Genomic DNA, 25,481 nt, shown 5'->3' with positions numbered 1-25,481 from the left:
CAGGAATATTTATAGGGTTTTTATTCCTTCCAGGATTTCGGGGAGCACCCTTAAGCCTTCATGAGCCACCAAAAAGGTATAGCGAAGGGAATTCGGGATAATACCGAAGTATTTCTTAAAGGCTGTGGTAAAATGGGTAGAATGCTTATAGCCTGTCATGCGTGCAACATCAGATACCCGATATTTACCGGCAAGAATTAAGGCCTTGGCATGTTCCATTTTCTTTTCGGTAATATAGTTTTGTACCGTTTTTCCGAAGAACTTCTTAAAATGCTGTTTTAAGTATTGTTCATTCGTACCTACAGCTTTGGCTAAGCTGCTAATACTATGGTTCTGGGAAAGATCTTCGTCGATCAGTTGACGCGCTAGCTGAATCTTATCATACAGCCCCTTGTTTTCAATAAGTTCTTTATGCTCATTCTCGGCATATAAGCCTTCAATTTGATGGATGATGATTTCCAGCAGGAGCGATTGAATGCGCAAGTGATTGATAAAGGAGTCGGCAGCATAGAGCTCGATGAGTTGGTTTGCGGCCAAGCTGATGCGTTGATCGGACTTCGTTAATAAGCCATGCTCAAAGCGCTCGGGTTGATCGGAATAAATCGTATGGAACGACTCCAGTTTCTGACTCGGTGTAAGCAATAGCAATACTTTGTTGTCAGGTGAAATGCTTTTGATATCGATGCTGTCTGCCTTTGCCAAAAGCTTTAGGAGGTTTTCCCCCGCATGTAAGACGTATGATTTTTGTTGGATTTGTAAGCTCACATTTGCAGCATCTTCAGCCACGAGGATGTTCAAGTAGCCCTCTACCGGCGATTGAAAACAGAAGCGTTGTCGACCTTGTAAAACGGTAAAATACATCTCCGTTCCCAAAGTGAGCAGACTGCTAGTGAGCTCTTTTTCAGGCAGATTTATTATTTCTGAATGTTTAACTTTTTTTTCCGATTGCGTCATTTTGCTATTTAGAATAATTCTACATTTGCAGCAACATTTATTTAGACTTGTTCTAAATGGTTACCAAAATTAAGTATTTATCTGTGATAATGAAATTTTTTTACGTTTGCGCCTTGTTTTTTCTATGTAGCTTCTCTTGCCTTGGACAATCGGCAAATATAAAGGGGATTGTTCACCTCTTAGATGGTACCCCGGTGAAGCAAGCAACTGTTCGTATACAAGGAACAAGCATCGTATCTGTGTCGGATGCTAAAGGCAGCTATTTCTTGCCTGATGTGCCTTATGGTAAGCAGGTTATCAGCGTGAGCTCCTTGGAAATTAAAGACAAGAAATTAAACCTAGACGTAAATAAACCGGAATACGATTTACATATACATATCGATCCCCGCGGGGAGGTAAGTTTGGATGAAATCCGTGTAACAGCCAATTCGGCAAAGCGCACGATTGAAACCAAAGGCTTTGCCGTTAATGTGATTGAAACCAAAGAAGCAGCCTTGCGGAACATACAAACCAACGAGCTGCTGGATAGAACAGCAGGGGTAAGGTTGCGTCAGAATGCCGGACTCGGCTCGCATGTGCACTATAATTTAAATGGCTTAAGCGGACGATCTGTAAAGATTATGATCGATGGAGTTCCTGCCAGCAATTATGGGGAGTCCTTTTCCTTAAATAGTATTCCTTCCGCTTTAATTGAACGGGTGGAAGTGTATAAAGGCGTCGTTCCTAGTGAAATTGCCGATGATGCATTAGGTGGGGTCATCAACGTGGTGCTGAAAAAGCAAATGGACAACTCTTTAATGACCTCCTATTCCACGGGATCCTTCGGCACGCATCAGTGGAACGTGAATGGGGCTTACATTCATCCAAAATCTCAGTTTACCGTGCGTGGATCGGGCTATTACAACTTCTCCAAAAACAATTATCGGGTTTGGGGAGATAAGGTGTATGTGACGAATCCGGAAACCCTAGCGGTAGAAAAAGTAGCAGGAGGCGCAAAACGTTTTCACGATGATTACCGTTCGTATGGAACCAAGATTGATTTTGGATTCGTGAAAAAGAAATGGGCCGATCAATTCCTATTGGGCATTCTTTACGGTAATATGTTTTCAGAGAATCAGACCGGAGCCACCATGGAAGTGGTGTATGGAAATCGGTTTTCGAAGCAACATTCCTTAGTCTACTCCATGCAGTATGAGAAGAAAAATCTACTCCTTGAGGGCTTGGATTTGCAAGTGAATCTAAACTATTCCGATTTGACGCGACAGGTTATTGATACCAGTGCGAATATCTTTAATTGGTTAGGTCAGATTAGCCAGCGTGGTCAGCATTTAACGGGAGCTGAAGGCGGAGCTAAGACCTTATTGTTCAATTATGAGGATAAAATCTCCAACCGTTCCTTATTATCCTATACCAAAAACAATCATCGTTTCATCGGGACTTTCCTATTCGATAATTTCAAGCGTAAGCCGGAGGATGAGCTCTGGGCAGATTATGTACGTCAGTTAACCGATACACGGAAACTGAATAAATATGTTGCCGGCTTTACCTATGAGCTTTCCGCATTCAATAAGCGCTTAAAATCGAATGTTTTCTATAAGTATTACAACCAATCGGTAAGCTTGACCGATCCTGTTGCAGTGCGTAATCCGGAGACGGGAAGAACCGAATATGTGGCCAAAGAAACCAACAATCATGCGAATGATCATGGCTATGGTCTGGCGCTATCTTATGCCCTATGGGATAAGATTATGGTATTGGGATCGGCAGAGAAGGCCGTTCGCTTACCATCTGAATCGGAATTGTTGGGCAATGAATCGGAGAATGAACTGTCTAATTATGGCTTAGTACCAGAGAAGAGTAATAACTATAACTTGGGATTGCGTTTAGGGCCATTCCCTATTCAGGAATTGCATTACCTTTCCCTACATACCAATCTGTTTGTGCGTGATGTTAAAGATATGATTCGCCGCTCGGTGCAGAATAATATCGGGGAATACTATTCCTATGAGAACCTGGAAAATGTGATGAGCAAGGGTTTCGACGTGGAGCTCCTTTATCGCTATAAACAATTGATGGTTGATGGAAACTTCTCCTTATTCAATGCCCGTAAAAACAACAAATACGACTATAACGGAAATATCGATACCTATTACAAAGCACGCTTGCGCAATGAGCCTTATATGACGGCGAACCTGAGCATTGCCTACGAATTAGGGGATGTTGCCAAAGCATTAAGCGGCACTTCCATCCGCTATAACTACGCTTATGTACATGAATTTCCAAGAGACTGGCCAATGTTCGGACAAGTTTCTTTAAAAGACATGATTCCTGTACAACAGGCACATGATATTGGATTGCTGTACCGCCTTCCAAACAATAAAATTATCCTGGGATTTGATGCCAAGAACATCTTGAATGCCCAATTATTTGACAACTGGATGTTGCAAAAACCAGGTCGATCTTTCTATGGGAAAATTACTTACATTCTAAAATAACTATATATGAAAACGCTCAGCAAATCATTATTATTAGCTGTCTCTACTCTATTATTTCATGCTTGTTCTTCCTCCGATGCGCCGCAGCCGCAGGAAATAAATGGTCAGCCATTTCACATTGCGTTCGCAGAAGATCCTGAAGGAAGTTCCAAAACCTATGTGCAGGGATTTGATGATATCATGTCTATTCCTCAAATTTCATTTGAAGGTGCCGGTTTCCCGATCCCTTCCACTAGAACTGCACGATTCTATGCCGTAAATGATGGTAAGAATATCGTGAATCTAGATTACGGCGGCGGAACGGTGCAGCTATTTGAATATAAAGGTGGAGCTCAATATGCTGAATTAAAAAGAATCGATATCTCGGAAGTGATGGGGACTAAAAACCCACGTTTCTCCAAAGTCAATAAAGACTATGGAATGTTGCATGCAACAGGTACGGTAGAACATGTGACTGAAAATGGTAAATATGTGAAATCACGGATGAAGTCGACCTTCGGTATTGTAAAATTCGATGGATTGGTATTAGAGAAAAGTATCGTTCATAATATTGAATTAGATGAAGCCGACAAAGGTTTGTACATCAGCCGTTACGATGCGCCAGTGGTTGTTGGCAATAAAGTTTTCTACGGATTTGCGGTTTCTAAATACGATCCGAATACGGCAGCAAATACAACGTATACCTACGATAAAGTACGTACGTTAGTTATGGATTTTCCATCCTTAACCAATCCTAAGGTTATTTCTACCAATGTTAATGGAGCAAAAGGATCTACCAATGGATACAGAACGCCTACGCAACACGTGGATGAGAAAGGTGACATCTACCAAATTGTAACGGTAGGAACGAAAGATCACCATACGTTTATCCTTCGAATCAAAAATGGAGAATACGATAATTCTTACTCTTTTGATTTCACCCAAAAGATCGGTACAAACACCAAAGCGGATGGCTGGTTCTACATCGAGAATGGTATTGGCTATGTTCCATATTTAGATTCAGATAAAGGAACTCAAGCCGAGGCCGATGGTGCTTATAGCTTGGCACGTATTGATTTATACAATCAAAAAGTAACTAAATATACAGGTTTACCTGAGAAGCTATGGTTCCGTCAATACCAATGGAGTGTAGCTAGAAACGGTAAGTTCTACATGGCATTATCGCCGAACTCTGGTGAAGGTAATATTTATGCATTCGATTATAAATCAGAGTCGCCAACAGCTTACGAAAAAGGAGCGAAAATCGTTGGTAAAGCGAATACAGCTTGGATTGGTATCTTCTAAACAACAGCTAAAAATATTGGAATCAGGTGGTTTTTGGGGCCACCTGATTTTTGCATTTCATTAAACATAATTCAATGGCATCTAAACAACGGAAAACAACGACCTGGATGAAGGTTCGGAAATTTATGAACGACATCCATTTATGGGGAGGACTGATTTCAGGACTTGTCGTTTTTATCGTCTGTCTTACAGGCACAATTTATACCTATAATACGGAAATACGTGCTTGGGCGCAGCCTCGTTATCATCACGTAAAAGTGGAAGGAGAGAAGCAAAGTCCCGATCAGCTTTTAGCAAAGGTAAAAACGGAAGTGAAGGGGAAAATTGTAGGTATTAAGGTTCCGTTTGCGGCAGATGTACCAACGAATATCCTGTATACCAAAAAGGAAGAGGGCAAACCAGAAGGGAAACCTACTGCTGCACGAGGAGAAGGGAAGCCTTCAGAATCGAAAGGAGTGAAGGAATCTGATCAAGCAAAACCAAAAGGAGGCAGCCCTGAAGTGGCCAAAGGCCCTGCAGGGAAACCTGGTCCTGCTGCCGGAGGTCCTGGCGGTGGGCGTGGCCCTCGCGCTAATCAATTAGCGGTCAATCCGTATTCCGGACAAGTGATCGGAGATCCTAGCGATGAGAAAACAAAGATAGCAGACTTTATGCAGAAGATGTTTGGTTTACACCGTTGGTTATTATTGAATGAAATTGAGGAGCCGATTTTTGAAGGGATTGAGAATCGTAAATTGGGATCCCTGATTACCGGCACCGCGACCCTCTTGTTTCTATTGGGCGTAATTACCGGCTTTGTCATCTGGTTTCCGAATAAAATGCGCTCTTGGAAGAATGGCTTAAACATCCGTTGGACAGCGAATTGGAAGCGTCTAAATCACGATTTACATAATACCTTAGGCTTCTATAGTTGCATTATCTTGTTCTTTATGTCTGTAACAGGGCCCTTCTGGTCTTTCGAGTGGTACCGTGCGGGCTGGCAGAAAACCTGGGGAACTTATAAGGCCCCTGATGCGCCGAAAGAAGAGAAAGCAAAACTGGAATCTATCGTTCCTGCCGGAGATGCAAAGCCCTTAACGGTGGAAGAGACGATCTTGGCGGTGAACAAGTTACTTCCGTATGATGGCGATATTACAATTAACTTTGCCAAGGATAGTACCGGAACCATTAGCGTTAGTAAGAACCGTGTTGGTTTCTTTGCACCATCAGCAGGGGATAAACTAACCTTGGATCAATACAGTGGCGAGCCCTTGGAAAAGGAGATCTTCCGCGAGAAACCCTTTAATGAGCGTGCATCCGCATCGATCAAGGCCTTGCATATCGGTGATATTTATGGCCCATTCAGCAAATTGCTTTATTTCATCTCCTGTTTGATTGCCACTTCCTTACCGGTTACCGGTGTGATGATCTGGATCAATAAGATGAAAAAAACAAATAAGAAGTAAGAATTTCAGACCTATATAGTTGTAAAGAGTACATAAAAAAGGACGCCCATGGCGTCCTTTTAAATTTTTTAAGTGCTTGCGTTTGCTATATGCATGTTACTTTTTATCGCTCATCATTTTTCCTAAAATCATCTCAATCACTGCAACGGCAATGGCGAAGAAGAAGGCAGGCCAGAATCCATCAACCTCAAATTTAGTACCCATGATTTTGTCTGATAACATAATCATAAGCACGGTAATGATGAAGGATACTAATCCAAATGTTAGCCAATTTAAAGGGAATGTGAATAAGCGCAGGATACCTCCAACTATAGCATTGACAAAACCAATAACCAAACCAGTTAATATTGCCCATCCGAATTCCGCAACACTTACTCCAGGAATTACCCATGAAGCAATAGCAACTACTAAACCTGTTACTAAAAGACTGATGATAAATCGCATAATGTAAATCTTTGAATCTTTAAAAACCCACCAAATTTAATGCCAATAAGCATTGTTTAAGCGATATCTATGAGGAGGTAACAAAAATAATATTATGCTAACATAGGATATTTTTCCTATATTCACCTTACAATTTTAAACAAGTGGTTATGAAAAGATTATTAACAACATTTTGTGCGGCTTTAATCAGTATGCTGGTTTTTGCGCAAAGTAATGATCCTATTCTGGGCAAATGGCAGAATCCGAGTGGCGAGGGAAGAATAGAAATCTATAAAAAAGGAGAAAAATACTACGGGAAGCTGTACTGGATTAAGGATGCAGCAAAGAAGGATACGAAGAATCCTGACGAGTCATTGCGCAAGCGCAATATTCAGGGGCTCGAGATCTTAACCAACTTCACGAAGAAAGGGAATACCTACGAAGGGGGAGAGATCTATGATCCTAAATCTGGAAAAACCTACAGCTGTAAGATGACCTTAAAGAACAATGATGCCTTAGACATTCGTGGTTACATCGGTATCAGTCTCTTAGGGCGATCGGAAACCTGGAAAAGAATTCAATAAATAACGAAGATGGCGGAGATTACACTCCGCCATTTTTTATGCCTGATGCGGTCTAATTGAAAATCAGACAATCGTTTTCATGAATAGAACCGTTAAAAAAAGGTTATCTTTATCGCAAATAAATTTAACGTTATGTACAAAACCTTAAAGCCCGCTTTAGAGAAGGAATTGGCGGCCATTAAAGAGGCCGGTTTATTTAAAGAAGAACGCATCATTGTAACCCCACAGGGCGCTGATATCAAGATTAGCACTGGTCAGGAAGTCATTAATTTTTGTGCAAATAACTATTTAGGCCTTTCTTCCCATCCGAAGGTTGTTGCTGCGGCAAAAGCGAGTGTCGACAGCCACGGCTACGGCATGTCATCGGTACGTTTTATCTGTGGTACTCAGGATATCCATAAGGAGTTGGAAGCTAAGATTGCCAAATTCTTAGGAACCGAGGATACCATTTTATATGCGGCGGCCTTTGATGCCAATGGTGGTGTTTTCGAGCCCTTATTTGGCGCAGAAGATGCGATTATTTCCGACGAGTTGAACCATGCCTCCATTATTGATGGTGTTCGCTTATGTAAGGCGCAACGCTTCCGCTATAAAAACTGCGACATGCAAGATCTTGAAGCGCAGCTACAAGCCGCTTCAGGCGCTCGCCATAAAATCATCGTAACGGATGGCGCGTTCTCCATGGATGGCTCGGTAGCTCCTTTGGATAAAATCTGCGATCTTGCCGATAAGTACGAGGCTTTAGTGATGATTGATGAATCGCACTGTTCTGGTTTTATTGGTAAAACAGGCCGCGGAACACATGAGTTATTCAATGTAATCGACCGTGTTGATATTATTACAGGAACCTTAGGGAAAGCCTTAGGTGGTGCTTCCGGTGGATTTACTTCGGGTAAGAAGGAAATCATTGAGATGTTGCGCCAGCGCTCTCGTCCTTATTTATTCTCCAATACCCTGGCACCAGCCATTGCCGGTGCTTCCATTGCGGTATTAGATATGTTGAGTGAGACCACAGAGCTACGAGATAAGTTGGAGAACAATACCAAATACTTCCGTGATAAAATGACCGAGGCCGGATTTGATATCAAGCCAGGTTTCCACCCTATTGTGCCGGTGATGCTTTACGACGCTAAATTAGCGCAGGAGTTTGCTGCCAAAATGTTGGATGAAGGCATCTATGTTATTGGCTTCTATTATCCGGTTGTTCCACAAGGAAAAGCACGTATTCGTGTTCAAATTTCCGCCGGACATGAGCTTGCACACTTAGACAAAGCCATTGCGGCCTTTACAAAAGTGGGTAAAGAATTAGGGGTTATTAAGTAAAAATAACCTTATGCGCTGTGTTTCAGCACTCAATTTTTTCATATTTAATGGAAATTAAATGTGAGGCTAATAAAATATTAATAAAAAATAATGAATATTGAGGTGCAAAATAGTTATCTTTGCACCTCTTATTTTTATATAACACATTATTGCTCAATGCAGAATATCAGAAACATCGCGATTATTGCGCACGTTGACCACGGTAAAACAACCTTAGTTGACAAAATCCTTCACTTCACCAATCAATTCAGAGATAGCGAAACAGCAGGAGAATTAATCCTGGACAACAATGACTTGGAGCGTGAGCGTGGGATCACAATCGTTTCCAAAAACGTATCTGTAAAATATAAAGACACCAAAATCAACATTATCGATACCCCAGGCCACGCCGACTTTGGTGGTGAGGTAGAGCGTGTATTGAAGATGGCTGACGGTGTTGTTTTATTAGTAGATGCTTTCGAGGGCCCAATGCCACAAACGCGTTTCGTTACTGGTAAAGCATTGGCATTAGGTATTAAACCGATTGTTGTTGTTAATAAAGTAGATAAAGAAAACTGTCGCCCAGAAGAAGTATACGAAAATGTATTCGATTTATTCTTCAACTTAGGCGCTACAGAAGACCAGTTAGACTTCCCGGTATTATACGGTTCTTCCAAACAAGGATGGATGTCTACCGACTGGAAACAACCAGCACAAGATTTTACAGAGCTTTTAGAAGCTATCATCTCTCATATCCCTGCGCCTAAGATTGCCGAAGGAACTTTACAAATGCAGGTAACTTCTTTAGATTACTCCACTTTCGTAGGACGTATCGCTATTGGTCGTGTTGCGCGTGGAACAATCAAAGAAAACCAACCGGTATCTTTAGTAAAACGCGATGGCAAAATCGTGAAATCACGTGTTAAAGAACTTCAATTATTCGAAGGTCTTGGCCGTGTGAAGGTTTCGGAAGTAACAGCTGGTGATATCGTTGCGGTAGTAGGTATCGAAGGTTTTGAAATTGGAGACACCATTGCAGACTTCGAAAACCCAGAGCAATTAGAAGTAATGCACATTGATGAGCCAACGATGAACATGTTGTTTACCATCAATAACTCCCCATTCTTCGGTAAAGAAGGTAAATTTGTGACATCACGCCACATCTACGACCGTTTACAAAAAGAATTAGAGAAAAACTTAGCCCTACGCGTTGTTCCTACAGATTCTCCAGATGCATGGTTAGTATATGGTCGTGGTATTCTTCACTTATCCGTATTAATCGAAACGATGCGTCGTGAAGGTTATGAATTACAGGTAGGTCAGCCGCAGGTAATTGTAAAAGAAATCAACGGCGTTAAATCAGAACCTATTGAAGAATTGGTAGTAGATGTTCCTGCTGAGGTTTCTGGTAAAGTAATTGAATTAGTAACGCAACGTAAAGGTGAGTTATTAGTGATGGAAACCAAAGGTGAAATGCAACACTTAGAATTCTCTATCCCTTCACGTGGTATTATCGGATTACGTAATAACGTATTAACGGCTACAGCGGGTGAAGCTGTGATGGCGCACCGTTTAAAAGGATACGAGCCTTGGAAAGGTACAATCCCTGGACGTATGGCCGGCGTATTGATCTCTTTGGATACAGGTAGCACAACAGCCTATTCTATCGATAAATTACAAGACCGTGGTCGCTTCTTCGTTGATCCAGGTGTTGATATCTATGAAGGACAGGTTCTTGGTGAGCACATCCGTGATAACGACTTAACCATCAACGTAACGAAAGGTAAGCAATTGACCAATATGCGTGCTTCCGGATCAGATGATAACGTACGTATTGCTCCAGCCATTAAATTCTCCCTAGAAGAGTGTATGGAATATATCCAAGCTGATGAGTACATCGAAGTTACGCCTCAAAGTATCCGTCTTCGTAAGATCTACTTAACAGAGAACGAGCGTAAAGTAAACTCCAAGAAATTCCAATAAGATTGGAACTTAAGCATACCGAAAGGCCATTCGAACAGAATGGCCTTTTTATTTTAGATAAAAAGCCTGAAATTTATAGGATGGAAGAATTTGAAGACGATGAATTGGTATGGCACAAGGTGCCGGTAAAGATTGATGAAAGTAGGAACTATGTAAAAGCCCTGCATGTTGCCGGAAAGAAGCTCTGCCTCATCCGGGAGAACAATGTATTATCTGTCACCAGTAGCCGTTGTCCACATGCCGGAGCTGATCTTACCCATGGTTGGTGCGAGGATGGTAAGCTGATCTGTCCCTTCCATCGCCATCGTTTCAATATAGAAACCGGGCAAGGTGATGAAAAACAACATAATTATATCCGTATCTATCCTTTGAAGAAGGAGGATAATGAGTTTTATGTGGGGATTAAGAAAAGCCTATGGAATAAGATCTTCGGTTAGATGAGTTTTTTCATCCAACGGAGGATTTTGAATGTCTTCTCGGTATAAGGGAACCAGAATACTTTAGATACCGGGAGAAGCTTCACGTCGGCAACGGCACGTTCATGCGAAAAGGCCTTAAAACCATACCAACCTGTAGACTGTCCCAAGCCCGAATTATTTACCCCGCCAAATGGAAGATTCGGATGCATAATCTGAATCATGGCGTCGTTAATGCAGGTCGACCCGGCACTGGTATGGCGCAGCACATGGTTACTAAACTTATCGTCCTTACTGAAAATATAGAGTGCTAATGGTTTTTCTTTTCCATTTACGAATTTGATCGCCTCGTTTATTTGGTTATAATACACAATGGGAAGAATAGGGCCAAATATTTCCTCCTGCATCAGGCTATTGTTCATGGCCACATTGCTCACTACGGTTGGCGCGATGTAGCATTCCTTGGCATCCATATCGCCTCCGGTCAGCACTTGGGTACCCAATGGCTTGGCTTCCTCCAAGGCTTGGCTCAAGCGCTTAAAATGCTTCTCATTAATGATGCGTGCGAAGTCAGGTGAGTGCTGTGGATTCTTGCCAAAAGCCTCTTCTATTTCTGTTTTAAAAGCTTGTTCCAATTGAAGTTTCAGTTGGCGAGGGGCAAGCACATAATCTGGCGCCACGCAGGTCTGGCCAGCATTCACAAATTTTGCCCAAATAATGTTCTTTACAGCGGTTTCCAAGGCTACATTCTTATCCAGAATGGCTGGCGATTTACCACCCAGTTCCAGGGTAATGTCGGTGAGGTGCTTGCTGGCAGCGGCCATTACAATTTTTCCGACCGCCGGTGAACCGGTAAAATGGATATGGTCAAAACGCTTATTCAGCAGATAACTGGTTTCTGCAACTTCTCCCTCTATCACGGCAACATGCGCGATAGGGAATACTTCCTGAATAATTTCCTTCACGACCTGATTGGTATGCACCGCTAATTCCGATAGCTTGAGCATCGTTACGTTGCCTGCGGCCACGCTAGCTGCCAGGTGAAACATAGGCAGTTGAAAGGGATAGTTCCAAGGTGTAATGATTAGCGCCTGGCCTTTGGCTTCAAAGTGTAAATAAGCGCGTACGTTAGGAAGCATCAACGAGCGGCCGGCAGAACGATTCTTCATCCACTTGCGTAAATGTTTAATGATGTGCTTGAGTTCAAATTCAACCGCGAATTGCTCGGTAATGGCCGTTTCCATGGCCGACTTGTGGAAATCTTGATAGAGCGCTTTCTGGATGGCATCCTCCTTCGCTTTAAGTGCTGCCAATAGCTGTTTTAATAGTTTTAAGCGCTGTGCTGCGGTACTGTGTTTTGCGCTGTCTTGATATTGTTGCTGCTGCTGATATATGGAATCAATTTCCTGAAAGGTCGTGTAAGCCATGTGTGTTCCTATTCTTATAAATATACAAAAAATCAAAGTTTAGGGCATAAAAAAACCTGAGCAAGCATACTTGTCCAGGTTTCATATGTGATTCATAGGATTTAATCACTTTATTCAGCTATTATGTATAGCCCATGCCAAATCAGTTGAATGCTGGCATTTTGTTTTTCCTTGCCTCATGATTTCCTTTAGTTTAGGTCTTCGCAAGTCAACTTGCAAAGGATTAAAAGGGAAATTATTGCTGCAAATAAATGGAAAACTTTTCTGTTTGTCACAAACTTTTTTAAAAAAATCAACAAACAACGGAATGCCTGTTGTCTTAGAAAAATATTTTTCCAAGTAATTTAATGATCGTCTGTTTTTAGTTTTTCCGGGCTAGTCGCTTGAATAAGGGCGCGTGCTAAAATCCTATTTGGATCCAGGACGGGTAGTCCATTGTACGATTTTTCTTTTAAGGCCATGGGGATGTCGGTACAGCCAAATACCCCCAATTGTGCCCCCTGATGTTTTAACTCTTGAATAGCTGCTACTAAGGCATCGTGGGCACGATTTGTAACAGGCGAGGAGACGTATTTAATGCCGTATGTTTTATCATAAATGGCTTCATGCACTTTGGTCTGCATGCTTTCAGATGGTTGCAAACATGCCATACCTAGCTTTTCAAAGGTGTTTTTATAGAGTCCGTTATTGCGGGTGCCATTCGTTGCCAACACACCTACAGTTTTATCGGGATGTTCTTGCTGAATATAGTGTGCCATTTCTTCAATCATGTGCAGGAAGCGCACTTGCGAACCCTGTTTGGCCAGTTCCGCTTGTATCAGGTCAAAAATAGGCGGGGTATGAGCCGTGTTACTCGGCATCCCGATGACCGTGGCGCCGGTTTTTTCCAGTTCCATACTTATTTCAGCAATGGCATGGCCGGGGTTGCGTGGTTCCACACCCATCAAGTATTCCAATCGATTCGGAATACGGTTAGGCTGTGATGATAATAAAACGGGAAGATGTTCTTGATCTGTATGTGCAAGAGTTTCCTCCATAATCTTTCTGGCGATATCTATACCTGCTAAAGGTCCTACGCCTCCAATAATTCCAATCATAACACTCCAATTTAAATCCAACCGCTCGGGCTATTGCCCGTAAGCAAGCCTAAGGTATTGTTCAAAAATAACGCCAATACCGCTTTTATATTTTATAGCAGGTATTGGCGTATGTGGTAACTAGCTTACAAAAAGCGGGTTAGTGTCTTTTGGAAGTCTGGCTTGTTAAGATTCTTCAAACTCAGCTTGAAGCTTGTCCATTCGTTTTTTTATAGATGCGTCTACGCGATAATCTTCAATTTTATCGATTGCTGTTTTTTCAACACGTACGCCGCTATCCGATTCGTAATCGTGAATTTCCCGTTGGTTTCTTAAGGCATTATCGTAGGCATCTTTGCCACTCATCAGCTTCACAAACACCGGTAGGCATTCAAAGAAGATAAACAACAAGGCAATAAATATGACGGCATTTTCCGTGCTTTTATTTACGGTACCATCGGGCTTTTTATGCAAATTACTCAAGGCCGCATTGCGGTCAGCAAATCCGGCCACATTGATGGCGCTATCCAAAGATTTATCCGAGAGGATGCGTTGATCCAATAGGCCCTCAGCGCCCTTTCGCTGCAATAAGGTCGATTCCTTTTGTTGTATTCTTCCGCGTAGGGTGTCGAGGTAGTTTTGTTGTTGATTCAGGGCGGACTCCTTCATTTTCGCGTAAGGGCCATAGCCCATTACGCCCGAGGTTTCATCGGTTTTGGTCCCGAAAATCTCATGATTTAACTGTTGGCGCGAAGTTTTAATACTCGCTTCTAAAGAGTCAGCCTGTGTTTTCAAGGTATTCAGTTGCCCATATTCCACGAGGTACTTGTTCTCGAAGGTTTTATTTAAGGTGTCTATTTTCGCATTTTGCTGCACCAGGTATTCCGTGCGTAAATATTCCCGAATCTCTTTGTCAAAAATCTTGAGCTCCAAAGGCCTGGAGATAATCAAACCAATTAATATGGCGAGTAAAATCCGGGGCAAGGCTTGCAGTAACTGCTTGGCGGCATTCCTGTTTTTGTCAATACTCAATACAATGTAGCGGTCGAGGTTGAAGATCGCCAATCCCCAAATCAGCCCGAAAATAAGGGCGTAGAAAATCGCGAAGGGGGAGCCGCTAAACACAAAATAAAGCGCATAACCACCTGCCAGGGCGGCGAATAATCCAGTAAAGAATATGGTTGCGCCAATACTGATGTATTTATTATGTTCCTCCGGGTATCGCTCCAAGGTTTCGCGGTGTACACCGGCGCACCACCAGAAAAATGATTTCATGCTTTTTAAATCTTTGTCTATTAGACGCTTAATTAGCGTAATTGTTACAGCAAATTACCGAAAAAATCTGCATATTATCACAAATCCCAGCAGATCGCAAATAGTTATAATTAGTTAAATTATATTACCTTTGCACAAAATTTGAATTAAAAGAACGAATAATGAACAAAAGAAGTTTTTTACCCTGCCTAGCTGTTGTGGCAAGCTTAATCGTAGGGTGTAACAACCAAAACAGTACACAAAAAACTGAAGATTTGAAAAACCCATTATTAACGGCATACGAAACCCCCTTTGAAGTTCCTCCATTCGATCAGATTAAGGATGAGCACTTTAGACCTGCTTTTGAGGAGGCCCTAGCCAAACATAATACCGAAGTAGATTCCATTCTGAACAACGATCAGGAGCCTTCCTTCGAGAATACCATTCTTGCTCTTGAAAAGGCAGGACAATTATTAAGTCGTGTATCTACCGTGTTTTATAACTTGAATTCTGCCAATACCAATGATTCGATTCAAGCCATAGCGAAAGATTTAGCCCCGGTTTTATCTGCGCACTCTGATGAGATTTCCTTAAATGCGAAATTGTTCGACCGTGTAAAAGCTGTATATGCGAATAAAGAAGGTTTAGGCCTTGATGCAGAAGATCAAAAACTATTAGAAGAAACCTATAAAGGTTTTGTGCGCGCAGGAGCTAACCTGAAAGACGCTGATAAAGAAAAATTAAAGAAAATCAATGCGGACCTTTCCGTTTTGACCACCCAATTTGGTCAAAACCTATTGGCCGAGATGAATGCTTTTGAATTGGTTGTCGATAAAGCGGAAGACCTTGCCGGCCTGCCGGAAGAATTGAAAACGGCAGCTGCCAATGAAGCCAAAGCAAGAAATAAAGAAGGTAAATGGGTATTTACATTGCAAAACCCTTCCATTATGCCATTCTTACAATATGCGGATAACCGTGAATTGCGCAAGCAAATTTGGGAAGCCTATCAGTTGAAAGGTAATCATGGCAATACCTTAGATAACAATGAAACCCTGGTTAAAATTGCCAACCTTCGTTTAGAGAAAGCTAAATTATTGGGCTATGACTCTCATGCAGCTTATGTATTGGAAGAGTCTATGGCTGAAAATCCAAGCAACGTAAATGCCTTATTGAATAAATTGTGGACGCCAGCTTTAGCAAAAGCCAAGTTAGAAGCGGCCGATATTCAAAAGGAAATCAACGCTGCTAAAGACACTTTCCAAGTAGCTCCTTACGATTGGCGCTATTACCAGGAGAAAATCCGTAAAGCGAGATATGCCTTAAACGAAGAGGAAATTAAGCCGTATTTCAGCTTACCAGCTGTTCGTGAAGGTGCTTTCGAAACGGCAAACAAACTGTGGGGAATCAGCTTTGTCGCTTTAAATAATGTGCCTGTATACCATCCGGAAGTGGAAGTATACGAAGTACGCGATAAAGATGGTTCACACTTAGGCTTGTTATATGCTGATTTCTTCCCACGTGAGTCAAAACGCTCAGGCGCTTGGATGACTTCTTACCGTGCGCAAAGCCGTAAGGATGGCAAACGTGTAGCTCCTGTTATTTCTATCGTATGTAACTTTACGAAACCGGTAGGAGATAACCCGGCTTTATTAACTTTTGATGAGGCCACAACCTTGTTCCACGAGTTCGGACATGCCCTACACGGCTTGTTCTCGAACGTAAAACACAGAAGCCTTGCCGGAACATCTGTACCACGTGATTTCGTGGAGTTGCCATCTCAGATTATGGAAAACTGGGCCGGCGATCCGGAAGTGTTAAAATCTTACGCCAAGCATTACCAAACAAAAGAAGCTATTCCAGATGCGTTGATTGAGAAAATGCAAAAAGCAGGAACCTTCGATCAAGGATTCGCTACTGTGGAATACCTTGCCGCTTCGATCTTAGATATGAATTACCATGCTGCAACAAAACCAGTAAGCGGTAAAGCCAATGATTTCGAGAAGGCTGCTATGAGCAAAATCGGATTAATCGACGCGATTATCCCGCGTTATAGAAGTACTTATTTCCAACATATCTTCTCAGGAGGCTATTCTGCAGGTTATTACAGCTATATCTGGTCTGAAGTATTGGATTCCGATGCCTTTGCTGCTTTCAAAGAAAAAGGCCTGTACGATCAAGCTACTGCCGCTTCTTTCCGTAGCAATATCCTTGAAAAAGGGGGAACCGGAAACCCGGCAGAAATGTACCGCAAATTCCGTGGTGCCGATCCAAATCCGGTATACTTAATGGAAAAAAGAGGCTTAAACTAAGCTAGAAATATCCTTCTTTCAAAGAAGGTTATACATAAAAAAAGCGGTTGTCCATCATGGACAACCGCTTTTTTTTATCACCAGCTGAAGATGGCGAGTAATCCTTTATGGTCTGTTGGCCAAATGGATTTTGGCGTCAGGAAAATATCCTTGCTATCCTTTGGGGCTATCTTACCATAGCGAATGGTCTCTACTGGCCCAACAATTTTAATGTCTTTTAACTTAACCTGTTTGTCAGGCTTATAATAAATATAATCAATTCTATCCCGATCATCGGCTAGGGGAGCCCAAGTTAGCTTTTTAAATTCAGCATCCTTATTGTAAGCGGGAAAGGTAAAGCCCGGATGGCTCACCGGGTTCGGGTACTGCTTACGGAAGGCATCGATAAATTTAGCTTCCTGCAGCATCACCGAGCAATCCCAAGGAACAATGGCTCCGTTATGATCGAACATATTTTGGGTAGCCTTGGTCCAATCCAAATGCGACGGTTCGTTAAAGTCGCCCGCAATGATGATGGTTTGCTCCTTCGACTCCCTGTTGCTGTCTGCAATAATATCACGAATGGCTTCATCGCGCATGCTTTTACGGTTTGCGGTCATTATCTCGTCCACATCGCTAATGATATGGTCCATGCGTTCCCAAGTCGCCCCATTATAGCCACGAGGTAAGTAACAGGCGTAATCCTTATAATCTAAATGCACCGAATAAAACAGAAAAGGCTTACCATGAACAATAATTTTTGTTTTTAATACGGCACCAATTTGCTCCTCGGGCTTATACAAAGGCATCTGCTCTTCAATAGGGTATTTAGCTAATACCGCTACATCTAGGGATGCATGGCTCGATTCGGCATAGAAGGTTAAACCGCGGGCTTTCAGGGAAGCCAGCAGGCGCTGCACCAAATCTTTCCCCTGATAATTTCTGACCTCACTCAGCAAGACCACATCCGGATCTTTGTCTACAATCTCCTCGATGATGCCCTCATAGCCACCAGGCACAATCGTGCCCTCCTGCCAAATATTAAGTTGAAATACGCGTAATTGTTTCGGCGGATTATTGGCCAGACAGCATCCGCAGGACAGCATCATCGCAGCCAAGATAAGTTGGCGGAAGAGATTTTTCACCTGTTTTTTCATAATTAGGGTTATTATTTATATCCCCGCCGAATTAAACTGCAGGTCATATAAACGCTTGTAATGCCCGTCCATGTCCAGCAGCTCATGGTGGCTTCCCATCTCCATAATCTCGCCCTTATCCAGCACAATAATTTTATCGGCTTTCTGAATCGTGGATAGGCGGTGGGCAATTACAATAGAGGTGCGTCCATCCATTAAATTATCGATGGCATGTTGAATCAATAACTCCGTTTCGGTATCAATGGATGATGTTGCCTCATCCAAGATCAGTATTTTAGGGTCGTGCACCAAGGCGCGAATAAAAGAGATCAATTGGGCCTGCCCGGCTGATAAAGTCGAGCCGCGTTCCTGCACCTGATAATCAAAATTACCCGGCAAACGCATGATAAAATCGTAGGCACCCACCTTTTTCGATGCATCCACAATGCTGTCCATGCTGATCTTCGGGTTGTTTAAGCGGATATTATTCAGCACGCTATCCGAAAATAAGAAAACATCCTGCAATACGGTGGCGATGGTTTGCCGCAGAAAGCTCAGGTCATATTCCCGAATATCCACGCCATCCAGCAAGATTTCCCCTTTCTGGATTTCGTAAAAACGACTCAAAATATTAATAATAGAGGATTTCCCCGCGCCCGTAGCACCCACCAAGGCCAAGGTCTCCCCCGGCTGAACGGTGAAACTAATGTCTTTCAGCACCCATTTCTCTTCGTTATAGGCGAACCATACATTTTTAAAGCTTATCGAGCCCGCAACATGTGCCGGCTTATAATCGCCATGATAAGGGGTAAATTCATCGGTATCTAACACATCAAAAATACGCTCTGCAGACACCATACCCATCTGTAGGGTGTTGAATTTATCGATCAGCTCGCGAATCGGGCGGAAGATCATATTGATATACATGATAAAGGCCACGACTACACCCGGCGAAATGGCATCCGCCAGAATTTGCTTCGAGCCATACCAAACTAACAATCCCGTAGCTATCGCTACAATAACCTCCAGCACCGGGAAGAAGATCGAGAAATACCAGTTCGCCCGGATATGGGCATTTCGATGCTCCGCATTAATTTCTTTAAACTTGCGCATCTCCTGTTCTTCGCGCGCAAAATATTGGATAACGGCCATACCGGTGATATGCTCCTGCAGAAAGGTGTTCAGGTTAGATACCCACAGGCGAACACTCTGAAAGGCCGATTTCATCGCTTCCTTAAAAATATAGGTCGCCGCAATCATCAAAGGCATCGGAATCAGCACCACTAAGGTCAGGCGCCAATCCGTATAGAACATCACCCCTAAAATCACCACCAGCTGCAGAAGGTCGCCGATAATCTGAATCAACCCTTCCGAAAAAATATTGGCAATCGTTTCCAAGTCAGAAATGGTACGGGTAATTAATCGGCCAATTGGGGTATTATCGAAGAATTTTAAGCGCAGGTTGGTAATATGGTTGAACACTTGAATCCGGATGTCCCGGATAACGGATTGCCCCAGGGTATTGGTCATTAAGGTGTGGAAATACCGAATCAAGGTCTGGGCAACCAATAGGGCAAGCATCAGCAACAGCATTTCCGTTAGGCCGGCGCTGTTACCCGAGAGGATGTATTTATCCAGGGTATATTCTACCAATAAGGGCAGGGCCGGTGCTACGGCGGCCAATAATATCGTTAAGACCACCGATACCCAGAAAATCGTTCGATAGGGGCGAATATACTTCGCCAAACGACTTAATAGGGTACTGTCATATGCTTTTCCAGAGATAGATTCTTTTTCCAAGTTCGCGGGTTTAAGTAATATAAGGATACGAAACTTTTGTTAAATATAGGCCACAGGCGGGCACGGAAGTCCCGGCTTTTGCACGATCCTGACTGGCGATCACCGATTTTACGTGGTCTACAGGTTTTTTCCCCAAGCCCACTTCTAGGAGGGTACCCACGATGGCACGAACCATATTACGGAGAAAACGATCGGCTGAAATATGAAATATCAAACGATCTTCTTCTATCAGCCATGCTGCGTGCGTTATGTGGCAGATATTGGTAAACACCTGCGTGTGTGATTTGCTAAAACAACTGAAATCCTGTTTGCCCAATAAATCCTTGGCCGCTTCATTCATGCGTGCTACATCCGGTCTATCGCGTAATTGCCAGGATTGATGTTGCAAAAAAGGATCTTTTTGAAAGTGGATGTGGTACTCATAGCTTCGTGCACTGGCATCAAAACGGGCATGCGCATCGCTAGCGACAGGAAGAAGCCGATACACCACAATGTCGTGAGGCAATAGGGCATTTAAAGAATGCACAAAGCGCTCTCCTTGTGCTAGGCTTGCTGCAGCACTGTCGAAATGCACATACAGTTGGCGGGCATGTACGCCCGTGTCGGTCCTGCCGGCACCCACCGTTTCTACAGGTGCTCGCAATAAAACCGCCAGGGCTTCATTTAATTTTTGCTGTACACTGATGGCGTTGTCTTGTACTTGCCAACCATGGTAAGCGGTGCCATTATAGGCTATTTCCAAAAAATATCGTGCTGCCTGTTCTTCCACTGTGCAAAGGTAAGTAAAACTGTGCGATGCTGAAATTCTTCTGTGCTTGTACAGGTTTTCAAGTACAAAAAATGACTGAAATCTGGGTATAGCTTCTCTTGTTTAGCCTCCCTACCTTCGTAATGAACTAATATTAATAAACCATGAAGAACGTAATGATTTGGGTCATCTGCCTGCTGTGCAGTACCCATAGCGTGAAAGCCCAGGGCTTTTTAGATAAATTGGACCGCACCTTAAATAAAGTAGAACGAACGGGTAATAAGGTGGAAAACAGCACGGAAAAGGCCGGCCGTATTGGTGGAACCCTAAGCAATCTATTAGGGAAAAAGGGGGAGGCTGCCCAGGTCATTACCGTATCCATTGAGGGTATTAAACTAGCCGATTTGAAAGCCTTAAGTACCAGCTTGGAAACCGAAAAACAAGTTGGCGAAGTGAAATTGAAATTTCAAACGAAGGTTTCCAGTATAGAAGTGCAGTACAAAGGGGAAAGCGACGCCCTTTTTGAATTGCTGAAAAAGGCCAACCCCAAAATAACCGATGAATCGGTGCAAGCTATTGAGGAGGATAGCATTAGCATCAAGCTATAATTTTTTTATCTTTATACTATAAATGTCTTAGGCAGTGGGGGCACTGCCTATTTTATTCTTTCTACCAACAATAACCATGAGGACCAAGTGCTACCTGCTCCTGCTGATGATCGGCATCTTATTACCTGCTAGGCTCCGGGCGGTACCGCAAATTCCTTATCAAAAAGAAATAGACTCCTTGAAGCGAGAAATCGACCGCAAGGAAAATAACCTCGAAAAGGCAGCACCCTTATTCGAGCTTTCCCTGTACTATTCCTATTCCGATTCTACGCAGGCGCATATCTACTTGGAAAAAGCCCTGGCCTACAGTGCCGGCAATGCCCTATGGTCGGCCATCGGACTGACCTACCAAGGTTTGTTTTTTATGGATTATGATACCGAAAAGGCCTTAGGTCTGTTTCGCAAAGCCGATCAGGCGCTAAAAGGCTTCTCCAACCCCATTGCCATCAAGATGCGGGCCCGCTCATTGGCAAACCTCGCCACCATTTACCAATGGCGCGATAATATCGTCATGATGATGGAGGTGCTGATGAAGGAAGCCCTGCCCGTTGCCCTATTGACGAAAGATTCCGTCGTTATCGGCTCCTTAAACTATAAAATAGGCCTAGGCTTTTGGAATAACCTACAATATGTGGAAGCCAGTAAATACCTGAACCAAGCAAGCAACCAATTGGAACAGGGACCCTACGACCCCTGGATATTGAATGAATGCTACAAAATGCTGTTCGTGTCAGAAGGCTATTTAAAACGCCTGCCCCAATTAGACTTGTTGAACCGCAATTACGAACGCTTTTACCGAAAACATCAGCAGGAAATTCCCCTCGCTGATTATTACTACAACAAAGGCGTCTATTACCGCTATAAGAAGGATTTTCCAGCCTCCATTAAGGCCTATCAGCAAAATATAAATGCCCTAAAAACCCAAAACCCAGCCGACAGGAAGGCCTTAACGGCTACGCAGTACCAATTGGCCCTCTTATATTGCGATCAAGGCGATTATAAACAGGCCTTAAAAACCATGTTGACCCATGATTCCCTTTACAAAGGGAATGCTTACCGCTTTTTCCAAGATAGCCTGAATACCGCTTCACGCTATCAGATTATCTATGAGAAGCTAGGCGATTATAAACAAGCGAATGCCTGGGGGAATAAATACCGACAATTGCGAGATACCCTCTTCAATCGGAAGATTAAGGAGTCTATGCTGGATTATAATGCGCGCTACAAAGCCCTGGAACGGGAAAGTGAAATCAAGATCCTCAAAGCCGATAAGGAAAAATCCGAACTGGCGGTTCGCAATACCCGTTTGGTGGTGTTTTTGGTCGCCTTCATCTTGTTGTTGGTCATCATCATGATTTTTAAGAATCAACAAAAAAATAAGCGACTCCTAGAACAGCAGGAGATTAATAACAAACAGAAATTGCTGGAAGAGCAGCAGAAACAGCAGTTACGCTCCATGGATGCCATGCTGCAGGGGGAGGAGAAAGAACGCAACCGACTATCCAGGGATCTCCACGACGGACTCGGATCGGTATTGGCCTCCATCAAATATAAAATGCTCGATTTGGCGCACGATCAGCCCAATTCCAAGATCAAATCGGTGTTGGGGGATATGGATGGAGCCATCGCCGAGATGCGCCGCATCTCGCATAACCTGATGCCCGAGGCCTTACGCCGTTTTGGTTTTGAGGTGTCCCTAGCAGACCTTTGCAACAGCCTTCAAAACAGCCAAACCAATATTGAGCTGCAATGCTATGGCGAGTTCCAAAGCCTCAGCAAGGAACAACAGACTCACCTGTACCGCATTATTCAAGAGCTACTGTACAATGCGTTGAAACATGCCGGTGCCAGCCAGATTCTGGTGCAGTGCAGTTTGGAAGATCGCGTGGTGCTGATTACCGTGGAGGACAACGGGCAGGGCTTTCGGACGGCACTTTTCGATGCCGATACAGATGCCGGCGCGGGGTTGAAGAATGTGCAAATGCGGGTGGATTATTTCCGTGGCAAGATGGATATCCACTCCGAAATCGGCAAAGGCACAAATATCGATATCGAAGTTTACGTTTAATACGGAATATCAGCCCGTAAACTAAAACCATTTTGACTTGTTTGTATTATATTTGTAGATATACTTAATCTTATACTATGATACAGCGCATTCAAACCGTATGGTTGTTATTGTCAAGTCTTGTTTTGTTGGGTCTTTTCATGTTTCCTTATGTGAATTATATTGATTTAGTAGGCCTGGGGAAAAATATTTACGTGACAGGCGTATACACCTCGGTAAACAATGTCACCAGCAAAGAGTCTAGTTTTTTATTGATGACAATTGCCACCGTGGTTTTAGCCCTGGTTCCTTTGTTTATAATCTTCAAGTATAAAAACCGCAAAATGCAGTTATCCTTAATTATGCTACAAGTGGTATTAATCTGCTTATTTGCAATTTGGATGTTCGTGGCAGCCAATAATATTCTCGATCTGATTAATCAAAGTATTGGTGCCAGCAATATCGGCATTGGATTTTTCCTATTGCCGGTGTCCATCATCTTTTTAGGCCTAGCGATCCGTGGTATCCGCAACGACGAGAAGCTGATTAAATCGGCAGAAAGACTCCGTTAATTGTAGTAGGTATGAAAGCAACTTTAGTCCTTATACTGCTGTTGGGCTTCCTAGGGGTAAGCCCCAAGGCCATGGCCCAAGAAACATCCGACCCATCCCTAACGATGGTCGATGAAATACAATTCGACCTGAAAAGCGTAAAATCGGTAGGCGACACCCTACAGATTGATCTATTCGCCATTTCCTACGAAAAGAATCCCCGCGAATTCCGGTTAAATGTATTTGCAAGTAACCTCATTGACGGCGATAGCAAGCCCCATATGTTTAGTTCAGTGCAAGTAGGGCGCGTCATCGTGCAATTGGCACAGCGCCAAAACTACCTCAATTACCTGATGCATCAAGATGTACCGGTACCCATTCAAGTAAAAATATTCCCCACATCAGAAGCCATTAAGAAAGCGAAAGAAGTAAAGCTGGTATTCTCCTCCTTTGAAGAAGAAGGCCGCTTCCTAGAAGCGGTAATCCCTTTGAAGTAAGGGAAAGTTTTTAAAGGTGAACTTCGGCAGATGTGGCCATCGTGGTCTACCATCGTGTTGTCATCGTATTGTCATCGTGAGCGGAGTCGAACGACTGGTACGTCAATGCAATCCGCCATATAAATACGGTTTATTATCAACGTGTTACAAAAACATCTCATTAACATCAATCAACTTGTTTACAACACAGCCTTTCTAAGACACATCTTTTGTCTAGTCCCTTTTTACTCCCCTTTCACTCCCCTTTCTCACCCGTATTAAACCCCTTTGAAAAGGGCGTTGCAAGGGTAGAAAAAAAGGAAAGAAAAGAAGTTTAAAAAAGCTTGTTCGGTAGGAAAGTTATACGTGATAAAAAAGAAACGGGCAAGTGTTAACACTTACCCGTTTTTAAATTTCTTTTTATAATATTCTGGAGGTAAATACCTGCTGTTATAGATGCTGTTGTAACAATCTGTTAATTAGCGCTATATGTTTGATCGCATTGACGTACCAGTCGTTCGACTCCGCTCACGATGACAATTCGCGCCGTAGCGTTTAAGTAAGCGTGCCGCAGTTTAAGTACAGCAAGCAAAGTTCTCACATCTCAAATCTCACATCTCAAATCTATTACCTACCTCGAATACCTAAACTGTTGTTTATCCATCATGCCCATCTGCGATTTCATCATCTTGATTTGCTCTTCCAACAATTTATTTTTATCTGCTTTTTTGGCTTCGGCCAGTAGTTTTTCGGCTTCACGTTTGTTGCGTTTTGCCATAGCGATGCCGGCAAGGCTTAACTTGGCTAGGGCCACGTTATGATCCATATGCAGGCCCATAGAAAGGGCTTTTTTGAAGTATTTCTCTGATTGTAGCGGTGCGCGTTGCGATTCGATCATGCCCAGCAACATATGGTAGTAACCATGCTGCGCGGTGATCAATTCCTTTTCATAGTTGTTGATTTTTTTCAACCACACTTCGGCTTTATCCATGCGTTCTTTACGTAAGAACCACTGGGCAATAAGCATTTTCTCGTTGAAAAATACCGTCACCCAAGCAAGGATGGTTATCAAAATGGCTAGAATTCCCCAACCCCATTGGCCTATCCAGAACAAAGCTACCGTTCCCACGACCAATAAACTACAAATTATAATTCGAACAATATTTGACATAATTATACATTAA

General features: G+C 42.9%; 21 protein-coding genes. 12 read left to right on the top strand and 9 right to left on the bottom strand.

Going from position 1 to position 25,481, the window contains the following annotated elements; all coding sequences use genetic code 11:
- Window positions 1-9 precede the first annotated feature (9 nt).
- Complete coding sequence (locus GQF63_RS07615) at window positions 10-954, bottom strand: helix-turn-helix transcriptional regulator (RefSeq protein ID WP_160368609.1); 945 nt, start codon at window positions 952-954, stop codon at window positions 10-12.
- Between the two features lie 89 nt (window positions 955-1,043).
- Here GQF63_RS07615 and GQF63_RS07610 point away from each other — a divergent pair, with 89 nt between their 5' ends.
- The 3 genes from GQF63_RS07610 (at window position 1,044) to GQF63_RS07600 (ending at window position 6,178) form a co-directional block, all read left to right on the top strand.
- Window positions 1,044-3,449, top strand: a complete 2,406-nt coding sequence (locus GQF63_RS07610; RefSeq protein WP_160368608.1) for a TonB-dependent receptor — start codon at window positions 1,044-1,046, stop codon at window positions 3,447-3,449.
- A gap of 6 nt (window positions 3,450-3,455) precedes the next feature.
- Complete coding sequence (locus tag GQF63_RS07605) at window positions 3,456-4,733, top strand: hypothetical protein (protein ID WP_160368607.1); 1,278 nt, start codon at window positions 3,456-3,458, stop codon at window positions 4,731-4,733.
- A gap of 74 nt (window positions 4,734-4,807) precedes the next feature.
- Window positions 4,808-6,178: a PepSY-associated TM helix domain-containing protein gene (locus tag GQF63_RS07600; RefSeq protein WP_160368606.1), complete on the top strand. Its 1,371-nt coding sequence runs from the start codon at window positions 4,808-4,810 to the stop codon at window positions 6,176-6,178.
- Window positions 6,179-6,274: 96 nt separating this feature from the next.
- On the opposite strand, the gene GQF63_RS07595 is transcribed toward GQF63_RS07600, so the two are convergent.
- Window positions 6,275-6,622: a phage holin family protein gene (locus GQF63_RS07595; RefSeq protein ID WP_160368605.1), complete on the bottom strand. Its 348-nt coding sequence runs from the start codon at window positions 6,620-6,622 to the stop codon at window positions 6,275-6,277.
- Between the two features lie 149 nt (window positions 6,623-6,771).
- Between GQF63_RS07595 and GQF63_RS07590 the strand changes: the two genes are divergently transcribed.
- The 4 genes from GQF63_RS07590 (at window position 6,772) to GQF63_RS07575 (ending at window position 10,907) form a co-directional block, all read left to right on the top strand.
- Window positions 6,772-7,185 (top strand): DUF2147 domain-containing protein, encoded by a 414-nt coding sequence (locus GQF63_RS07590; protein ID WP_160368604.1) that lies wholly within the window; start codon window positions 6,772-6,774, stop codon window positions 7,183-7,185.
- Between the two features lie 132 nt (window positions 7,186-7,317).
- Window positions 7,318-8,508 carry a glycine C-acetyltransferase gene (gene kbl / locus GQF63_RS07585; RefSeq protein ID WP_160368603.1) on the top strand — a complete coding sequence of 397 codons (1,191 nt, stop codon included), beginning with the start codon at window positions 7,318-7,320 and terminating at the stop codon, window positions 8,506-8,508.
- Window positions 8,509-8,664: 156 nt separating this feature from the next.
- Entirely contained in the window at window positions 8,665-10,470 is a 1,806-nt protein-coding gene (gene typA, locus GQF63_RS07580) for a translational GTPase TypA (RefSeq protein WP_160368602.1), read from the top strand.
- Between the two features lie 80 nt (window positions 10,471-10,550).
- Entirely contained in the window at window positions 10,551-10,907 is a 357-nt protein-coding gene (locus GQF63_RS07575) for a Rieske (2Fe-2S) protein (protein WP_160368601.1), read from the top strand.
- Here the strand turns inward: GQF63_RS07575 and GQF63_RS07570 are convergent.
- The 3 genes from GQF63_RS07570 to GQF63_RS07560 all read right to left on the bottom strand — a co-directional run bounded on the left by GQF63_RS07570 (window position 10,904) and on the right by GQF63_RS07560 (window position 14,664).
- On the bottom strand, window positions 10,904-12,313 hold the full coding sequence (locus GQF63_RS07570) for an aldehyde dehydrogenase family protein (protein WP_160368600.1): 1,410 nt from the start codon (window positions 12,311-12,313) through the stop codon (window positions 10,904-10,906). The genes GQF63_RS07575 and GQF63_RS07570 overlap by 4 nt on opposite strands.
- 344 nt (window positions 12,314-12,657) lie before the next feature.
- Entirely contained in the window at window positions 12,658-13,410 is a 753-nt protein-coding gene (locus tag GQF63_RS07565) for an aspartate/glutamate racemase family protein (protein ID WP_160368599.1), read from the bottom strand.
- Between the two features lie 165 nt (window positions 13,411-13,575).
- Complete coding sequence (locus tag GQF63_RS07560; RefSeq protein WP_160368598.1) at window positions 13,576-14,664, bottom strand: DUF4407 domain-containing protein; 1,089 nt, start codon at window positions 14,662-14,664, stop codon at window positions 13,576-13,578.
- Between the two features lie 254 nt (window positions 14,665-14,918).
- Between GQF63_RS07560 and GQF63_RS07555 the strand changes: the two genes are divergently transcribed.
- Window positions 14,919-16,952 (top strand): M3 family metallopeptidase, encoded by a 2,034-nt coding sequence (locus GQF63_RS07555; protein WP_246163378.1) that lies wholly within the window; start codon window positions 14,919-14,921, stop codon window positions 16,950-16,952.
- Window positions 16,953-17,029: 77 nt separating this feature from the next.
- Here the strand turns inward: GQF63_RS07555 and GQF63_RS07550 are convergent, their stop codons facing one another.
- The 3 genes from GQF63_RS07550 to truA are packed head-to-tail and all read right to left on the bottom strand — an operon-like array spanning window position 17,030 to window position 20,636.
- On the bottom strand, window positions 17,030-18,088 hold the full coding sequence (locus GQF63_RS07550) for an endonuclease/exonuclease/phosphatase family protein (RefSeq protein WP_212592493.1): 1,059 nt from the start codon (window positions 18,086-18,088) through the stop codon (window positions 17,030-17,032).
- Window positions 18,089-18,103: 15 nt separating this feature from the next.
- Complete coding sequence (locus GQF63_RS07545) at window positions 18,104-19,867, bottom strand: ABC transporter ATP-binding protein (RefSeq protein WP_160368596.1); 1,764 nt, start codon at window positions 19,865-19,867, stop codon at window positions 18,104-18,106.
- Window positions 19,868-19,877: 10 nt separating this feature from the next.
- The gene (gene truA, locus GQF63_RS07540) at window positions 19,878-20,636 is read right to left on the bottom strand and encodes a tRNA pseudouridine(38-40) synthase TruA (RefSeq protein ID WP_160368595.1); all 759 of its coding nucleotides are present in this window, start codon (window positions 20,634-20,636) and stop codon (window positions 19,878-19,880) included.
- Between the two features lie 143 nt (window positions 20,637-20,779).
- On the opposite strand from truA, the gene GQF63_RS07535 reads away from it, so the two are divergent.
- From GQF63_RS07535 to GQF63_RS07520, 4 genes are all read left to right on the top strand, one after another.
- Window positions 20,780-21,223: a hypothetical protein gene (locus GQF63_RS07535; RefSeq protein WP_160368594.1), complete on the top strand. Its 444-nt coding sequence runs from the start codon at window positions 20,780-20,782 to the stop codon at window positions 21,221-21,223.
- 76 nt (window positions 21,224-21,299) lie between these two features.
- Complete coding sequence (locus tag GQF63_RS07530; protein WP_160368593.1) at window positions 21,300-23,291, top strand: tetratricopeptide repeat-containing sensor histidine kinase; 1,992 nt, start codon at window positions 21,300-21,302, stop codon at window positions 23,289-23,291.
- A gap of 77 nt (window positions 23,292-23,368) precedes the next feature.
- Entirely contained in the window at window positions 23,369-23,842 is a 474-nt protein-coding gene (locus GQF63_RS07525) for a DUF4293 domain-containing protein (protein ID WP_160368592.1), read from the top strand.
- A gap of 11 nt (window positions 23,843-23,853) precedes the next feature.
- Window positions 23,854-24,318, top strand: a complete 465-nt coding sequence (locus GQF63_RS07520; RefSeq protein WP_160368591.1) for a hypothetical protein — start codon at window positions 23,854-23,856, stop codon at window positions 24,316-24,318.
- Between the two features lie 610 nt (window positions 24,319-24,928).
- Here the strand turns inward: GQF63_RS07520 and GQF63_RS07515 are convergent.
- Entirely contained in the window at window positions 24,929-25,468 is a 540-nt protein-coding gene (locus tag GQF63_RS07515; RefSeq protein ID WP_160368590.1) for a tetratricopeptide repeat protein, read from the bottom strand.
- Window positions 25,469-25,481 lie beyond the last annotated feature (13 nt).

The organism is Sphingobacterium humi (assembly GCF_009768885.1).
GTDB classification, from domain to species: Bacteria; Bacteroidota; Bacteroidia; order Sphingobacteriales; family Sphingobacteriaceae; genus Sphingobacterium; species Sphingobacterium humi.
The sequence above is the reverse complement of the archived record's forward strand: the minus strand, read 5'-3'. Positions and strand labels throughout refer to the sequence as shown.

Bases quoted from the DNA above. Each gene is read 5' to 3' on its own strand.
- GQF63_RS07565 (WP_160368599.1), bottom strand. From the start codon at position 13,410: ATGATTGGAATTATTGGAGGCGTAGGACCTTTAGCAGGTATAGATATC.
- GQF63_RS07595 (WP_160368605.1), bottom strand. From the start codon at position 6,622: ATGCGATTTATCATCAGTCTTTTAGTAACAGGTTTAGTAGTTGCTATT.
- GQF63_RS07615 (WP_160368609.1), bottom strand. From the start codon at position 954: ATGACGCAATCGGAAAAAAAAGTTAAACATTCAGAAATAATAAATCTG.
- GQF63_RS07525 (WP_160368592.1), top strand. From the start codon at position 23,369: ATGATACAGCGCATTCAAACCGTATGGTTGTTATTGTCAAGTCTTGTT.
- GQF63_RS07560 (WP_160368598.1), bottom strand. From the start codon at position 14,664: ATGAAATCATTTTTCTGGTGGTGCGCCGGTGTACACCGCGAAACCTTG.
- GQF63_RS07535 (WP_160368594.1), top strand. From the start codon at position 20,780: ATGAAGAACGTAATGATTTGGGTCATCTGCCTGCTGTGCAGTACCCAT.
- GQF63_RS07575 (WP_160368601.1), top strand. From the start codon at position 10,551: ATGGAAGAATTTGAAGACGATGAATTGGTATGGCACAAGGTGCCGGTA.
- GQF63_RS07570 (WP_160368600.1), bottom strand. From the start codon at position 12,313: ATGGCTTACACGACCTTTCAGGAAATTGATTCCATATATCAGCAGCAG.
- GQF63_RS07530 (WP_160368593.1), top strand. From the start codon at position 21,300: ATGAGGACCAAGTGCTACCTGCTCCTGCTGATGATCGGCATCTTATTA.
- GQF63_RS07590 (WP_160368604.1), top strand. From the start codon at position 6,772: ATGAAAAGATTATTAACAACATTTTGTGCGGCTTTAATCAGTATGCTG.
- kbl (WP_160368603.1), top strand. From the start codon at position 7,318: ATGTACAAAACCTTAAAGCCCGCTTTAGAGAAGGAATTGGCGGCCATT.
- GQF63_RS07605 (WP_160368607.1), top strand. From the start codon at position 3,456: ATGAAAACGCTCAGCAAATCATTATTATTAGCTGTCTCTACTCTATTA.
- typA (WP_160368602.1), top strand. From the start codon at position 8,665: ATGCAGAATATCAGAAACATCGCGATTATTGCGCACGTTGACCACGGT.
- GQF63_RS07610 (WP_160368608.1), top strand. From the start codon at position 1,044: ATGAAATTTTTTTACGTTTGCGCCTTGTTTTTTCTATGTAGCTTCTCT.
- GQF63_RS07515 (WP_160368590.1), bottom strand. From the start codon at position 25,468: ATGTCAAATATTGTTCGAATTATAATTTGTAGTTTATTGGTCGTGGGA.
- GQF63_RS07520 (WP_160368591.1), top strand. From the start codon at position 23,854: ATGAAAGCAACTTTAGTCCTTATACTGCTGTTGGGCTTCCTAGGGGTA.
- GQF63_RS07600 (WP_160368606.1), top strand. From the start codon at position 4,808: ATGGCATCTAAACAACGGAAAACAACGACCTGGATGAAGGTTCGGAAA.
- GQF63_RS07550 (WP_212592493.1), bottom strand. From the start codon at position 18,088: ATGAAAAAACAGGTGAAAAATCTCTTCCGCCAACTTATCTTGGCTGCG.